The 15438-nt window shown below is 65.1% G+C and carries 10 protein-coding genes and 1 riboswitch; of the genes, 6 read left to right on the top strand and 4 right to left on the bottom strand.

Going from position 1 to position 15438, the window contains the following annotated elements; translation table 11 throughout:
- Positions 1-161 precede the first annotated feature (161 nt).
- The gene (locus C380_RS09010) at positions 162-2918 is read right to left on the bottom strand and encodes a DUF349 domain-containing protein (protein WP_015013544.1); all 2757 of its coding nucleotides are present in this window, start codon (positions 2916-2918) and stop codon (positions 162-164) included.
- A 918-nt stretch (positions 2919-3836) separates the two neighbouring features.
- Between C380_RS09010 and C380_RS09005 the strand changes: the two genes are divergently transcribed.
- From C380_RS09005 to C380_RS08990, 4 genes are all read left to right on the top strand, one after another.
- The gene (locus C380_RS09005) at positions 3837-4682 is read left to right on the top strand and encodes a lytic transglycosylase domain-containing protein (RefSeq protein ID WP_015013543.1); all 846 of its coding nucleotides are present in this window, start codon (positions 3837-3839) and stop codon (positions 4680-4682) included.
- An 83-nt stretch (positions 4683-4765) separates the two neighbouring features.
- Positions 4766-4919, top strand: a riboswitch (ZMP/ZTP riboswitch).
- Between the two features lie 35 nt (positions 4920-4954).
- Positions 4955-6199: a serine hydroxymethyltransferase gene (gene glyA / locus C380_RS09000; protein WP_015013542.1), complete on the top strand. Its 1245-nt coding sequence runs from the start codon at positions 4955-4957 to the stop codon at positions 6197-6199.
- Between the two features lie 21 nt (positions 6200-6220).
- Positions 6221-6670, top strand: a complete 450-nt coding sequence (nrdR, locus tag C380_RS08995; protein WP_015013541.1) for a transcriptional regulator NrdR — start codon at positions 6221-6223, stop codon at positions 6668-6670.
- Positions 6671-6943: 273 nt separating this feature from the next.
- Positions 6944-7846: a DMT family transporter gene (locus tag C380_RS08990; protein WP_015013540.1), complete on the top strand. Its 903-nt coding sequence runs from the start codon at positions 6944-6946 to the stop codon at positions 7844-7846.
- 195 nt (positions 7847-8041) lie between these two features.
- Here the strand turns inward: C380_RS08990 and C380_RS08985 are convergent, their stop codons facing one another.
- Together C380_RS08985 and aroC are read right to left on the bottom strand one after the other, a co-directional pair.
- Positions 8042-9856: a bifunctional UDP-sugar hydrolase/5'-nucleotidase gene (locus tag C380_RS08985; protein WP_015013539.1), complete on the bottom strand. Its 1815-nt coding sequence runs from the start codon at positions 9854-9856 to the stop codon at positions 8042-8044.
- Positions 9857-9892: 36 nt separating this feature from the next.
- Complete coding sequence (aroC, locus tag C380_RS08980) at positions 9893-10990, bottom strand: chorismate synthase (RefSeq protein ID WP_015013538.1); 1098 nt, start codon at positions 10988-10990, stop codon at positions 9893-9895.
- A gap of 267 nt (positions 10991-11257) precedes the next feature.
- On the opposite strand from aroC, the gene C380_RS08975 reads away from it, so the two are divergent.
- On the top strand, positions 11258-13441 hold the full coding sequence (locus C380_RS08975) for an EAL domain-containing protein (protein ID WP_015013537.1): 2184 nt from the start codon (positions 11258-11260) through the stop codon (positions 13439-13441).
- A gap of 78 nt (positions 13442-13519) precedes the next feature.
- Here C380_RS08975 and C380_RS08970 read toward each other — a convergent pair whose 3' ends face one another.
- The gene (locus C380_RS08970; protein ID WP_015013536.1) at positions 13520-13969 is read right to left on the bottom strand and encodes a CBS domain-containing protein; all 450 of its coding nucleotides are present in this window, start codon (positions 13967-13969) and stop codon (positions 13520-13522) included.
- 157 nt (positions 13970-14126) lie between these two features.
- Here C380_RS08970 and C380_RS08965 point away from each other — a divergent pair, with 157 nt between their 5' ends.
- Positions 14127-15437, top strand: a complete 1311-nt coding sequence (locus tag C380_RS08965) for an O-acetylhomoserine aminocarboxypropyltransferase (protein ID WP_015013535.1) — start codon at positions 14127-14129, stop codon at positions 15435-15437.
- The last annotated feature ends 1 nt before the right edge of the window (position 15438 follow it).

The raw sequence follows: 15438 nt of genomic DNA, 5'->3' as shown, positions 1-15438 counted from the left end.
CGGCTGGAGTTTTTAACCGTCCTGGGTGTCAACGCTATTCAGGACGGGTCACCAGGCCCACGCACACCCAAAAGAAAAAACGAGACCGCGCGCGATCTCGTTTTTCTGTCGGATGCCGTGGCGGCATGCGCACCGCAGTGCGCACACTCCCTGCGTTTCGTTTATTTGCGCAACAGCGTCTTGAGGACGTTCTGCAGACGGCGTGCGCTGGCCGCATCGCTGGGGCCTGCCAACACGCGCGCCACATCCTGCCCCCAGGTCTGGGCTGGTGCGGGATCATTACGGCGTGTCAGCAGTTGCAGCTGCAGCATGCGCCGTGCAGCAATGTGCTCCGCCGGCGTTGGCGCCTCTGCCGCCATCTCCAACCGCAACATGGCTTCCGCGGCATCGCCCTTGGGCGCCGCAGACAACGCCTGGGTCCAGGCACTGCGCACCGATGCCGTCACACCCGAGCCCAGTTCTTGCGCACCGGGCACCAGCGCTGCATCGCGCTTTTCCCAGGCGGTCAGCAACTGGGTCAGCGCTTCGCCGTGGGCCTGGGCCGCCAGTTTCTTCAGCGCCAGCTGCGCATGCTCCATCGCCTCGCGCTGGGCACGGAATGCCGTGTCACCCAGGCGCGGGCCACGGTCCTCAAACGCAGGGCGATCACCAAAGCGGCCTCCCCGGTCACCGCGATCCCCCATACGGCCATCCGTACGCGGGCCGCGGGCACCGTCACGGTCGCCCGGACGGCCATCGCGACGATCACCGGGTCGAGCACCTCGGCCAGGAGCCGCCGGAGCATCCTTCTTCATGCCGGGGCGGTCATCCCCGCGCACCGCCACCACGGGCCGCGCGGCAGGCTTGGGAGCAGCAGGTGTTGCGGGGGCCGCAGCCGCTGCATCGCCACCCTCCACCGCCTCCCCCCCCCCTTCAGCCGCGGCTGGCGCCGCAACCGACTGCGCTTCAGCCTGCGACTGAGCGTCCTTGTTGGCCGTGGCAACGGCTTCCGCCGCCTGGGCCTGGCCGCGCAACGCGGCTTCCAGCGCCTGCATGGCGGCGCGAATCTGCTGCGCATCACCGGTGGCGTTGGCAGCCTCCAGGGCCTTGGACGCGTCCAGCACCACGCGGTCCCGCGCACTCAGTTCAGTGACAGCGCGCTCGCGGTCGGCCGACTTGCGGTTGAACGCCTCGTCAATGGGCTTGCGGAAAGCGTCCCAAAGCTTCCGCTCGTGCTTGCGGTCCAACGGCACCGTCTGTGCCTCAGCCTGCCAGCGCTGCTGCAGCGCCTTGACGGCATCGATGCGCAGCGAAGGGGCAGCGCCCAATGCAGTGGCCTCTTCGATCATTGCGTGGCGACGTGCCAGGCTTTCTTTCTGCGCCGCCTCCAGCGGCGCTGCGGCCAGAGCGATCGCCTGCTTCCACAGGGGCTGAAGTTCGGCAAAGATTTTTTCACCCACATGGCCACCTTCGCGCCAGCGGTCGCCAAACTGGTACAGCGCGCGGTTGATGGCCTTCCAGTCGCCCGACGCAGCATGCTCCTGCGCCCAGGCCTTGACCTCTTCGATCAGCGCGAGGCGCTGGGCCTTGTGCTCAGCAGCTTCAGCGCGGATCTTGTCCAGCCAGGCCTCGACCACCTTGTGCGCTGCGTTGCAGGCCTCGTCAAATTTCTTCCACAGCGCGTGGTTGGGCGCACCGCCTTGGTCCGCCTGCTTCCATTGCTCACGCAGACTGCGCAAGGTCTCCTGCATCTTGCGGCCACCCAAGGCCTGGCCTTCGGGGCGGTTGAGCAGCGCTTCGGCCTTGGCCACCAGCTCTTCACGCACCTGGTCGGCACTCCAGCGTTGCCAGCCTTCCAGCTCACCAGCAGCCACCAGCGCCGTGTGCACCTGCTGCTCCAGGGCGTTATCGATGTGTTTGCCATGCACCTTGAGCACGGCGCGCAGTGCAGCGGCAGCGCCAGCACTGGCTTTGCCGTGGCCCTCGGCCGTTTCTTTCTCCAGCGTCGCCAAGGCATCGCGCACCAGTTGGTGGGCTTTCTCAATCACCTCTGGAGCCACCTTGGGCTTGGCAGCCCGCGCGGGCTTGCTGGCTGCAGCAGAGGCGGCGGCCGCCTCAGAAGCGGCAGTGGGCAAGCCACGTGCAGCGCGCAGCTCGTCCGCCCACACCGGCACAGGTGGCAGGGGTGCAGCAGCATCTTCTGCGGCAGCGGCCGCTTGCGCCACGGCAGGCTGGAACGCCTCCCACACCACCAGCAGCTGGGTGCGCGAGGCATCGAGCAACGGCGGGAACCTGGCTTCCACACTCGCCCAGCTGGCATCACCCGTCAGCTCCTGGGCCTGCTCCTGCCAGCGCGCGACATCGGCGCGCAGCAGTTCGAGCGCAGCCTGCGCATCGCGCCAGGGCTTGGTCGAGAGCACTTCGATGCGCTGTGCCAGCAACACAGCCGCCTCGCGCTGCACCTGGACCCGGTGCTGCAGGTCTTCGATGACCTTCACACGGTCGGCCAGCTGTACCTTGAGCAGGGACAACGGCTCGCGCGACAATGGGGCACCAGCCTTGGCGGCATCCCGCTGCCAGGCCAGAGCATCTGCAATATTGAGCTTGGGGGCCGCCAGCAGGGCCTGGGCTTTTTCAGCCCACTCTGCCGCGATGGCTTCCTGCCCCTTGGCACGGCGGATTTCGTCCAGGCGTTCGCGCACTGCACGGGCCGCGCCCTTGTCACGTCCGCTCAGCTCCTTGAACACCTCTTGCAGTTGCTCAGGCGATGGCTGCGTGGCCAGCCAGTCGCGGATGCGGGAGGCGCGCTCGCCCGAGGTGGCGGCAGAGAAAGCGCCACCAGTCAGCGCATCGAGCGGATGCGGCTCATGGGTTTTGGCCGGGGCCGGATTCACTTCAGATGCGTCGGACATTTTGCTGCGGGAAAAAAATGGAAACATGGATCCAATGGATTACGAAGGCATCCCAGGCGCAGAGCCCAGGGCCGTGCCCGAACGACCGCGCCAAGCGCGCGCCAGGACAACGAAAGGGCTATTTTCACCGGATTGGGCCAGAGGCCGTAGCGGCTCGCCTACTCAACACCTGCAGGGTGATCTGGAGCAAGGCCCGGCGAGGATGTCGCCCGGCAATCCGGGCGAAGGGTCGCCGCTCTAGGGAACAGCCCCCATTATCTATATATAAGACTGTGCCGCCCACCCACAAGGCGACACACCAATAAGAAAGCCCGACGAGCAGTGCCTGAAGGGCCTGCCCGCCGGGCTTGACGGCTGACACAACGGTCTTTGCCATCGGTCGCGATGCGGAGAGAAAGGTCCGCATGGCGCGGAGGCAAGGGATTGCCTCCAGGGGTTGCCATGGAAGCGGCATCTGCTGCACCTTGGCACTGAATGCCCTCGGAGGGAGACTTCGCTTCGTCTGGCGATGCCTGAAATCTACAGGCGCCTCCACCTTATCAAACTCGCTTCGCCAACTCAAATCGGATTCTCAATGGCGGCGAAAAGTCCGATTGAATTTGACATGCGGATGTCAGCCGCTGCACGGCCGCTCCCAACGAAAAACAGCACTTGGCTCAGAAAAACTGTGATTTTTTACAGATTTTTCATAATTTTTATGTCTTAAATATTGAATTGTTAGTATTGACTATGCATTTAGTGAGCTTCTAGAATCCGCCAGCCCCAAAAACGGGGCTAGTACAAACCCCAATCGCTGCCGAACCCGGCTAAGTCAATCCAGGGCGCCAAGCACTCCACAGACGTGCAGCCCGGACTTGATGGCGTACCAATCCAGGCGATCTGCCAGCAAAGCACCGTCCACCGTGACTGCTCCGCTCCGCTGGCCCGCCTCAGAAAGGAAGAGCTATGACAGCGTCAGGAAAAATAGTCTCCGGCGTGCGAACTTTCGCGGCCGACGTGACCGAAGGTTTTCTTGAAATCACCCACAACAGCTTTGCCCTCATCGGCCTGGCCGTTGCCTTCGTCGTCATTGCACTCACAGCACGGCCCGATCTGCGCCAGGCAGGTGAAGAGCAACTGATGAACTGGCTGCAAGCCCGCCAGGTAGAAATGCTGGGCATGCCCATCGAGCCCGAAGCCAGCGAGCGCGCTACGGCAGTGAACCCCAAGGACCTGCCCAAGGAGCAGGCTGCCGTGGCCTTCTGGCTCAGCAAGAAGTACCGTGTGGCGCCAGAGCCCCTCAGCGCCCTGGTCGCCGAAGCCTACGAGATTGGCACCCGCGCCAAGATCGACCCCACGCTGATCCTGGCCATCATGGCCATCGAGTCCAGCTTCAACCCGTTTGCCGAAAGCGCTGTGGGCGCCCAAGGGCTGATGCAGGTGATGACCCGCGTGCACACCGACAAGTACCAGAACTTTGGCGGCCACTTTGCCGCCTTTGACCCGGTGAGCAACCTGCGGGTCGGCGTGAAGGTGCTGCAAGAGTGCATCGCTCGCGCAGGATCGCTCGAAGGTGGCCTGCGCTTTTATGTGGGCGCAGGCAACATGGCCGACGACGGTGGCTACGCCGCCAAGGTGATGGCGGAACATTTCCGCCTGCGCCAGGTGGCCGGTGGTCGCGCAGTGCCCTTCAACCCCCCTCCCTCCCTGTCTACCCAGGCTCCTGTGCAGAGCATCCCTGCAGCAGCACCTCGCACCCCAACACCAGCTGCGGTAAGCGACAAGGTGGCGTTGCTGACACCGGGCCTGTAACAGGCAGGCTCCCGGCGCCCGGGTAACAACCTTGGCCTCCGGCAGTTTCGACGGTGTAGCAGCAGTGCCGTGTCGGCTACACTAACGGGGTACGCGACTGGCGATAGGCGCTGCATTCAGCCAATGGATGCAGCCGCTGACGTGGAAACCAGCAAGAACCTACTTCTTGTGAACCACTGGGAAGCGTGCCGCAGGGGCCCTGCCCCGTGCGTTCAGCCGTTCGCCTGGGCAGCCCTTGTTTCAAGGGACACAAGTTCATAGGACTGCCAATCATGTACGACCGCAAAATTCTTGTCGAACAAACCGACCCCGAGCTGTTTGCCGCCATCCAGGCCGAAAACGCTCGGCAAGAACACCACATCGAGCTGATCGCCAGCGAGAACTACGCATCCCCCGCCGTGATGTGGGCGCAGGGCACCCAGCTCACCAACAAATACGCCGAAGGCTACCCCGGCAAGCGCTATTACGGTGGCTGCGAGCATGTGGACGTGGCTGAGCAGCTGGCCATCGACCGCGTGAAAAAGATCTTCGGTGCCGATGCTGCCAACGTGCAGCCCCACTGCGGCGCCTCGGCCAACGAGGCCGTGTTCCTGGCCTTCCTCAAGCCCGGTGACACCATCATGGGCATGAGCCTGGCCGAAGGCGGTCACCTGACCCACGGCATGCCGCTGAACATGTCGGGCAAATGGTTCAATGTGGTCTCGTACGGCCTGAATGCCAAGGAAGAGATCGATTACGACGCGATGGAAGCCAAGGCCCGCGAACACAAGCCCAAGCTGATCGTGGCCGGAGCCTCTGCTTACAGCCTGCACATCGACTTTGCACGCTTTGCCAAGGTCGCCAAGGAAATCGGCGCGATCTTCATGGTGGACATGGCCCACTACGCCGGCCTGATCGCTGCGGGCGTGTACCCCAACCCCGTGCCCCACGCCGACGTGGTGACATCGACCACTCACAAGAGCCTGCGCGGCCCCCGTGGCGGCATCATCCTGATGAAGGCAGAACACGAGAAAGCCATCAACAGCGCCATCTTCCCCGGCCTGCAAGGCGGCCCGCTGATGCACGTGATCGCAGCCAAGGCCGTGGCCTTCAAGGAAGCGATGCAGCCCGAGTTCAAGGCCTACCAGGAGCAAGTGGCCAAGAACGCCAAGGTGGTCGCCGAGACGCTGACCGCACGCGGCCTGCGCATCGTGTCCGGCGGCACCCAAAGCCACGTGATGCTGGTGGACCTGCGCGCCAAGGGCATCACCGGCAAGGAAGCCGAGGCCGTGTTGGGCGCCGCCCACATGACCATCAACAAGAACGCGATCCCCAACGACCCTGAAAAGCCGATGGTGACCAGCGGCGTGCGCATTGGTACCCCCGCCATGACCACGCGCGGCTTCAAGGAAGAAGAAGCCCGCATCACGGCCAACCTGATCGCCGACGTGCTGGACAACCCTCGCGACGAAGCCAACATCGCCGCCGTGCGCGCCAAGGTCAACGCCCTGACTGCACGTTTCCCGGTCTACCGCTAAGCAAGCCGGTTCTCTGCGCCCATGAAGTGCCCCTTCTGCAGCCACCTCGAAACGCAAGTCGTTGAAACGCGGGTGTCTGAGGATGGAGTCTTCATCCGCCGCCGCCGCCAGTGCGGCGCGTGCGACAAGCGCTTCACCACCTACGAGCGGCCGGAAGTGAACTTCCCGGCCATCGTCAAGAAGGACGGCCGGCGCATTGAATACGACCGCAGCAAGCTGCTGGGCTCGTTCAACCTGGCATTGCGCAAGCGGCCCGTGAGCACCGACCAGATCGACAGCGCCATCGAACGCATCGAAGAAAAGCTGCTCAACCTGGGCCAGCGCGAGGTGATCTCCAGCCGCATCGGCGAGCTGGTGATGCGCGAACTCAAGAAGCTCGACAAGGTGGCCTACATCCGCTTTGCCAGCGTGTACCGCAGCTTTGAAGACATCGACGACTTCCGTGCCATGGTCGATGAAGTGCGCAAGTAGCGCGCGCTCGTTGGGCCAGACCTTACGGCAACGCCCGCCGTTTCCCGTCCTGAGCCCCACGCGGCTACTGGGTCTGCCCGATGCAGCCTGTAGCTACCGACACATTTTGCAAATCCCCGGCTTCGGCACCGGCCCTAGAGCATGTCGCACAAGCTACTTTGCAGCAGCTATTAATTTCATAGCTATCACGGCATGATGCACTAGCGCTTCAGGCGATTTTTGCATCAAAACGGCTCTGCCACACGCCAGCAAGCACCACGAAGGTGCCTGACAATGCACGCGGTGAAAACCCGCCATTTCCTGCAGCTGGTGCTGCTGTCTGCCCTGTGGGGCGCTTCCTTTCTTTTCATTCGCGTTGCCAGTCCGGTGCTGGGCCCCAATGTGATGGCCGCGCTGCGCATTGGTCTGGCCACGCTCACACTGATGGGCATCATGCGCTGGGCAGGCGAGCCCTGGCCCTGGCGTCGCTGGCGAGAGCTGCTGGGGCTGGGCACGCTGACGGTGGCAGCGCCTTTTCTGCTGTACGCCTGGGCAGCCCTGCACCTGCCAGCGGGCTACAGCTCGCTGCTCAACACCATGGCCGTCCCGTTTGGGGTGATCGCTGCCGCGTGGATGAAGGAAGACACGCTGAGCGCACGCAAATGGGCCGGCTGCCTCTGCGGCTTTGCCGGGGTGGCGCTGATCGTGCAGCTAGGGCCCGTGGAGCCCACGCCCGCGCTGCTGACTGCTGCTGCAGCCTGCGTGACGGCTTCGGCTTGCTACGGCATCTCCACCACTTGGATGAAGCGTGCGACACAGCGTATGTCACCGCTGTCGATCGCAGCAGGCATCCACGCCGCAGCGCTGGTGCTGTTGCTACCGGGCGCCGCATGGACCCTGCCCGCCGCACACTTCACCCCCGGGGCACTGGCCGCTGTGGCCGTGATGGGCGTGGTGACCTCGGGGCTGGCCTATTGGCTCAACCTGCGGGTGTTGACACAGGTGTCCCCGGTCGCCGCCATGAGCTCCGCTTTCATGATCCCGCTGTTTGGTGTGGCCTGGGGCCATATCTTTCTGGGTGAGGCCCTGGGGCCGGGCATGCTCTGGGGTGGCGCGCTGGTGCTGGTGGCGACCGGGCTGGTCACCGGCTTCAACCCGCTGCATTGGCTGGGTGCGCTGCGCCGCACAGCCGACTAGTGTGGTGTTGCGCGCTGAATGGCACATTGAAAACCGATGGATTTTTGGTCAGGGCAAGGCGCAAACCGCAGCGATACCCGAAGGTATCGCGAGGATTTGCAACGCAGCCCTGGCCGAAAAGACGCGGTTTTTAAGTGCCAGATAGTGCAACACCACACTAGGCCCCTCCGGGCGATGGTGCCCGGTGGACACGGCTCAGCGCGCAGCGGGCGCAACACGGGTGATGCGGTGGGTAGCAGGCGGTGCCACCGGACTCTGCAGCCGGAAGTAGGCCTCCAGCGCATCCAGGTCCAGTTCGCCCACGCGCCGGTCCTGGCCCTGCGTCAGCACCGTGAAGTTGTCACCACCGCTGTCCAGAAAACTGCTCATGACCACGCGCACTGACTGCGTATCGGTCACCGGCGCACCATTCAGCACCATGTGGCTGATGCGCCCCCCGGCGGGCTGGCTCAGGTCGTAGCGGTAGCTGAAGCCGCTGGACACCGACAGCACCCGGGGCCGCTGCACCGTATTGCCGCCGCTGGCGAACTGCTGCTCCAGCACGGCGCGGATCTGCGCACCCGTGAAGGTCTTGATCACCAGCTGGTTGCCAAAAGGTTGCACGGCATACAGCTGGCCGTAACGCACCAGCCCTTGTTCATCCGGCACCAGGTCCGCACGCAGGCCGCCCGGGTTCATGAACGACAACTGCGCGCCACCATCTTCGGGCGCCCGCGTGGCCAGCAGCTGTGCGTCTGCCACCAGATTGCCCAAGACGCTCTCCAAAGCCGCATTGGGCTGGCGGCGCATCGCCCCCTGGGCCTGGCCCACCGGGCGCTGGGCCAGCGGAATGGCGGCGGCGCAGTAGGTATCGATGATCTTCTGCACGCCAGGGTCCGCAGGAAACGTCGGCACGGCAGTGGTCAGCGGCACAGGCCCCTGGGCGCCCGTGAAGGCCTCGCCTTGCACCACCACATTGCGCGCCGTTTTACGGACCAAGCGGCGGGTCTGCGTGTCCACGCGCAGCTGAATGTCGGTGAGCAGCGTGCCGTACTGGCCTGCGCTGGTCAGCAAGAAGGGTTTGGCCGGGTTCACGCGGCTGTAGTCGCACACATAGGCTTGGTGCGTGTGGCCCGAGACCACCACATCCACGGCCGGGTCCAGGCGCTCCAGGATGGGCACGATGTCTCCAGACAGGCCCGCACAGCTGGTCTCCTGCACGCCCGCCGTGGTGCCGCCACCTTCATGGATGGCCACCACGATCACATCGGCGCCCTGGGCCTTGAGCTGGGGAATCAGCGCGTTGGCGGTGACAGCTTCGTCCTCAAACCGCAGCCCGGCCACGCCCGACGGGCTGACCATGGTGGGTGTGGCCTGCAGCGTGAGGCCAATAAACCCCATGGTGACGGTGACACCGCCTTCGGTGAACCGCTTGAGCCCCGTGGCGGGCAGGAGGGTGCGCCCGTCCTCGCGCAGCGTGTTGGCGGCCAGCAGGCCAAACTTTGCGCCCTCGAACGGTTTGCTGATGCGACAGGGCTCGCGCGAGGTGAATTTTTCGCAGCCGCCGTTCTGCAGCCGCAGCAGCTCGCGCCAGCCCCGGTCAAATTCGTGGTTGCCGACCGCATTGAAGTCGATCTGCATGCGGTTGACCGCCTCGATGGTGGGTTCGTCCAGGAACAGCGACGACACCAGCGGCGAGGCGCCCACCATGTCACCCGCAGACACGACCGCATGGTGCGGCGACTGGGCCTTGAGGGCGGCCATGGCGCTGGCAAAGTAGGCCATGCCCCCGGCAGGCGCCAGCACCGGGCCTTCCGGCCCTTGCACCCGGTGCGCCATGTGGGGCGGCTCCAGGTTGCCGTGGAGGTCGTTGAAGCCGATGAGGGTGATGTCGATGTGGGCCGGCGCGCTGCCCGCCGCAGGGGCGGTGGGCGAAATGGGTGTCATGCCACCACAGCCAGCCAGCCACAGCGGTACAACCAAGGCGGCCAACGCCCGGCAACGGAAGGCCCGGAACAAGCGGTTGCTCATACAGACGCACCGCCCCTGGGACGGTGGGAGTTGGTGTTACAGAAACGAGGCCTGGATGGGCGGCACGGGCGGTACCACGTCGCCACACTGGGCGCGGTGGCGCAGTGCGTGCTCCATCACCACCAGCGCCAGAAGCGCTTCGGCAATCGGCGCGGCGCGGATGCCCACGCAGGGGTCGTGGCGGCCCTTGGTGATCACTTCGGTGCTCTTGCCATGGATATCGATGGACTCGCGCGGGCTGATGATGGAGCTGGTGGGCTTGATGGCGATGCTCACCTCCAGGTCCTGCCCGGTGCTGATACCGCCCAGCACACCGCCGGCGTTGTTGGTGCGGAAGCCCTGCGGCGTCATCGAGTCGCCATGCATGGTGCCCCGGTGGGCCACGCTGGCAAAGCCTGCGCCAATTTCCACACCCTTCACGGCGTTCAGGCCCATCATGGAATGGGCAATGTCGGCGTCGAGCTTGTCGTACAGCGGCTCGCCCAGGCCCACCGGCACGCCCGTGGCCTGCACCCGGATACGCGCGCCGCAAGAGTCACCGGCCTTGCGCAGGGCGTCCATGTAATCCTCGTACTGCTGCACGTCGGCCACGGGGGCGAAGAAGGGGTTGTTGCGCACATGGTCCCAGCTCTCGAACGGGATGGGCAGTTCGCCCAGCTGGGTCATGCAGGCGCGGAACTCGGCGCCATATTGCTGCGCCAGCCACTTCTTGGCCACGGCACCCGCGGCCACCGTGGGCGCCGTCAGGCGGGCGGAAGACCGGCCGCCGCCGCGCGGGTCGCGGATGCCGTACTTGTGCCAGTAGGTGTAATCAGCATGGCCCGGGCGGAAGCTCTCGGCGATGTTGCTGTAGTCCTTGCTGCGCTGATCGGTGTTGCGGATCAGCAGGGCAATGGGGGTGCCGGTGGTCTTGCCCTCGTACACGCCGGAGAGGATTTCCACCGCATCGGGCTCGTTGCGCTGCGTGACGTGGCGGCTGGTGCCAGGGCGGCGCCGGTCCAGGTCAGCCTGGATATCGGCCTCGGTGAGGGGCATGCCGGGCGGGCAGCCGTCAATCACGCAGCCAATGGCCGGGCCGTGGGATTCACCAAAGTTGGTGACTGCGAATAGGGTACCGATGGTGTTGCCGCTCATGGGGCCGGATTATCCCAGAGCTCCCGGGGAGCCCCGAGCAGCAACACCGGTTTGCTGCGGCGCACCACCACGCACCACAGGCATATTCCGCTGCGCCAAGGTACGCAGGGGCCGAATATCGGGGGCGTGGCGCCGAGGCACGGGCAGGACATATCTCGCTTGGCAGGCCCCTGAGCGCTTGTTAGCATGTAACCATCGATTTCTGGGATCTACATGCCCGCCCTCGCGCCCCCCTCTCCGGGTCCAACATCGCCGTCCCGCACCCTTTTGACTGCCACCCTGGCAGATGCGCCTCTTCGCCGGGCGCTGGATGCCAGCGACAACGCCGTGGTGATGACCAACAGTTCCAAGCGCGTGGTGTATGTCAACGAAGGGTTTACACGCCTGTTTGGCTACCAGCCCGCTGAGGTGCTGGGCAAGCTGTTGAGCGAGGTCTTGCTGGGCCCCCACTCCGATCCGGACCTGCTCGAAAGCATCCGGGGCAATGTGCTGGCGCAAGGCAGCTTTCATGGAGACACCCTGCTGTACAGCAAGGCGGGGCAACCCCGCTGGGTGTCGCTGGTCATCAATGCGTCCGACGAAAGCTCGGGCGGACCGGGGGGCAGCATCTCGATCCTGACCGACATCACGCTCACCAAAATGCACGAGGTGCTGCAGACGCATGTGCTGGAGGGCATGGTCAACGAGTTGCCCCTGCACGAGCTGATGGCCCTGGTCTGCCGCGAGGTGGAGCGCATTGCGCCCGAGGTCACCGCCACCATCCTGGCGGTGGATGCCCAAGGCCGACTGCACCCACTGGCAGCCCCCAGCCTGCCCGCCAGCATCAGCCGTGCGCTGGACGGGCTGGCCATTGGCCCTACCGCAGGGTCATGTGGCACCGCAGCGTTCCGCAACGAGCCCGTAGTGGTCACCGACATGACCACAGACCCGCTGTGGGACGACTACCGGGAACTGTTTGCCCCGAGCGGAATGCGCGCCTGCTGGTCCAGCCCGATCCGGGACCACCGGGGCCAGCCGATTGGCACCTTTGCGTTCTACTTCCGCGAGCCACGCGCGCCCGACGCGTTGCACCAGCGCCTGGTCGAAGTGTGCCTGCACCTGTGCGCGTTGGCCATTGAGCGCGACAGCACGCACCAGCGCATCCACCAGCTGGCGTTTTTTGATGTACTCACGGGCTTGCCCAACCGCGCCCTGTTTCGCACCAGCGCAGAGCGCGCGTTGGGTGACCTGCGCCGGGGCAACCACACAGGCGCCCTGCTGTTCCTGGACCTCGACCGGTTCAAACAGGTCAACGACACCCAGGGGCATGCCGCCGGCGATGCGCTGCTGAGCGAGGTGGCCCAGCGCCTCGCGCAAGGCCTGCGCGCCCGCGACCTGATCGCCCGCCTGTCGGGCGACGAATTTGTGCTGCTGCTCTCCGAATGCACCACCGAACAGGCCGTGCAAAGTGCCCACCGCGTGCTGCACGACATCGCCCAGCCGCTGGACATTTTTGGGCAGACCCATGTGCCGCACGCGAGCCTCGGCATTGCGATGTTTCCGAACGATGGGGACACCATCGACACCCTGCTGCGCCATGCCGACCAGGCCATGCACCAGGCCAAAAGCGACCACCGCCACAGCCTGCAGTTGTTCAGCGCCGAGATGAACCGCCGAGCCCAGGAGCGCGCCTCGCTGGAGCGCGCGCTGCAACAGGCGCTGTCAGACCGCAGCCTCATGCTGCACTACCAGCCGCAGGTGCTCAGCAGTTCTCCCGGCACGTTGCACGGGGTGGAGGCGTTGGCGCGCTGGAACCACCCGCAGTGGGGCATGGTGCCGCCATCGCAGTTCATCCCTGTGGCGGAGGACGCCGGGCTGATCCATGAGCTGACCTTGTGGCTGCTGGACGAAGCATGCCGCCAGCTGGCGGCCTGGCGCGCTGCGGGCCACGATGTGCCTTGTGTCGCCGTCAACCTCTCGGGCCGCAGCTTTCACCGGCCGGAGTTTGCGCAGGAGATCAGCGAGGCACTGCAGCGCCACGGCCTGCGCGCCAGCGATGTGCTGCTGGAGATCACAGAGAGCGTGATGATGGATGCGCGTCCCGTCACGCTGCAGAACATCGAGGCCCTGCACCACCAGGGCTTCAAGCTGTCGCTCGATGACTTTGGCACCGGCTATTCCAGCCTGAGCTACCTGCACCGCCTGCCCATCAGCGAACTCAAGCTCGACATGGCTTTTGTTCAGGACCTCACCACCAGCGCCACGGCGCGCGCCCTCACGGTGTCGGTGCTGAGCATTGCCCACAGCCTGGGCATGGTGGTGGTGGCCGAGGGGGTGGAGACCACCGGCCAGCAGCAGTGGCTGCAAGCGCACGGCTGCCCGGTGATGCAGGGTTACCTGTTCGGCAAGCCATTACCACCCGACGAGATCGAAGCCTGGCTCTGCGCCCAGGCGCCGCGCCCCTATCGCTGAAGTGGCTCGGGGTACATCGGTGTTGCCCCGTCAGGGACTGGGCCTTGAGCATCAGGCCCTGGCCATGACCTCAGAAACTCAGGTGCGGGGTTCTTCTTCCGGCCAGTCGCGGATGTAGGCCTTGAGCATCTTGTTCTCAAAGTTCTGGCTGTCCACCACAGCCTTGGCCACGTCATAGAAGCTGATCACGCCCATCAGCATGCGGCGGTCCATCACGGGCATGTAGCGCGCGTGGCGGTCCAGCATCATGCGGCGCACTTCATCCATGTCGGTTTCGAGCGTACAGGTCAGGGGTGCATCGTCCATGGCCGTGCGCACCAGCATCGTGCCCACGCTGCCGCCGTTCTTGACCAGCGCCTGGATCACTTCGCGGAAGGTGAGCATGCCCACCAGATCGCCATGCTCCATCACCACCAGCGAGCCGATGTCGCGCTCGGCCATCAGGCTCACGGCACCCGCCAGCGGCTCGTCCGGCGATGCGGTGTACAGGGTGTTGCCTTTGACGCGAAGGATGTCGCTGACTTTCATGGTGCGGAGTCTCCGGGGGATCGGGAAGAATCGGAAAGAGTAGTGTGGGCCCGCAGCGACCAGCACACCGGCTGGGGCTGCCCAGGTGCTGCAGGCTGTTTGTCAGCAAATATAGCCCACAATGCCCGCCTGCATTGACAACATGGGAGACACACAGATGCCCGGTTACTCCGACCCCGGCTTTGACACGCTGGCGCTGCACGCAGGCGCCAGCCCCGACCCCGCCACCGGCGCGCGCGCCGTGCCGATCCACCTGACCACCTCGTTCGTCTTCGAGTCGAGCGACCACGCAGCGTCCCTCTTCAACCTGGAGCGCGGCGGCCATGTGTACAGCCGCATCAGCAACCCGACCAACGCGGTGCTGGAGCAGCGCGTGGCTGCCCTGGAAGGTGGCGTGGGCGCCATTGCCACCGCCAGCGGCCAGGCCGCACTGCACCTGGCGATTGCCACGCTGATGGGCGCGGGCAGCCACATCGTGGCGAGCACGGCGCTGTATGGCGGATCGCAGAATCTGCTGCACTACACGCTGTCGCGCTTCGGCATTGAGACCACCTTCGTCAAGCCCGGCGACATCGACGGCTGGCGCGCTGCGGTGCGCCCCAACACCAAGCTGTTCTTTGGCGAGACCGTGGGCAACCCCGGCCTGGATGTGCTGGACATCCCCACCGTGTCGTCCATCGCGCACGAGGCGGGCGTGCCGCTGCTGGTGGACTCCACCCTCACCTCGCCCTGGCTCATCAAGCCGTTTGAACATGGCGCGGACCTGGTCTACCACTCGGCCACCAAGTTCCTCTCTGGCCATGGCACCGTCGTGGGCGGCATCGTGGTGGACGGCGGCAGCTTTGACTGGAACGGTCCAAAGTCTGCCGGCAAGTTCGCCGAGCTGACCCAGCCCTACGATGGCTTCCACAACATGGTGTTCACCGAAGAGAGCAGCGTGGGCGCATTTTTGCTGCGTGCCCGCCGCGAGGGCCTGCGCGACTTTGGCGCCTGCATGAGCCCGCACACCGCCTGGCTCATTCTGCAAGGCATCGAGACCCTGCCGCTGCGCATGGCGCAGCACATGCGCAACACCGAGAAGGTGGTGGATTTTCTGGCCGCGCAGCCCTTTGTATCGCGCGTAGGCCACCCCTTGCTCGACTCGCACCCCAGCCATGCACTAGCGCAAAAGCTGCTGCCACGCGGCGCGGGCTCGGTGTTCAGCTTTGACCTCAAGGGCAACCGCGAGCAGGGCAAGAAGTTCATCGAAACCCTCAAAGTCTTCAGCCACTTGGCCAATGTGGGCGACTGCCGCAGCCTGGTGATCCACCCCGCCAGCACCACACACTTCCGCATGAGCGACGATGCGCTGGCGGGCGCTGGCATCAGCCAGGGCACGATCCGCCTGTCCATCGGTCTGGAAGATGCCGACGACCTCATCGACGACCTCAAGCGCGCGCTAAAAGCGGCCGAGAAAGCGGGGGCCTGAC

Origin of the sequence: Acidovorax sp. KKS102 (assembly GCF_000302535.1) — a bacterium.
GTDB lineage: Bacteria > Pseudomonadota > Gammaproteobacteria > Burkholderiales > Burkholderiaceae_C > Acidovorax.
This window is presented reverse-complemented; position numbering and strand designations above follow the sequence as displayed.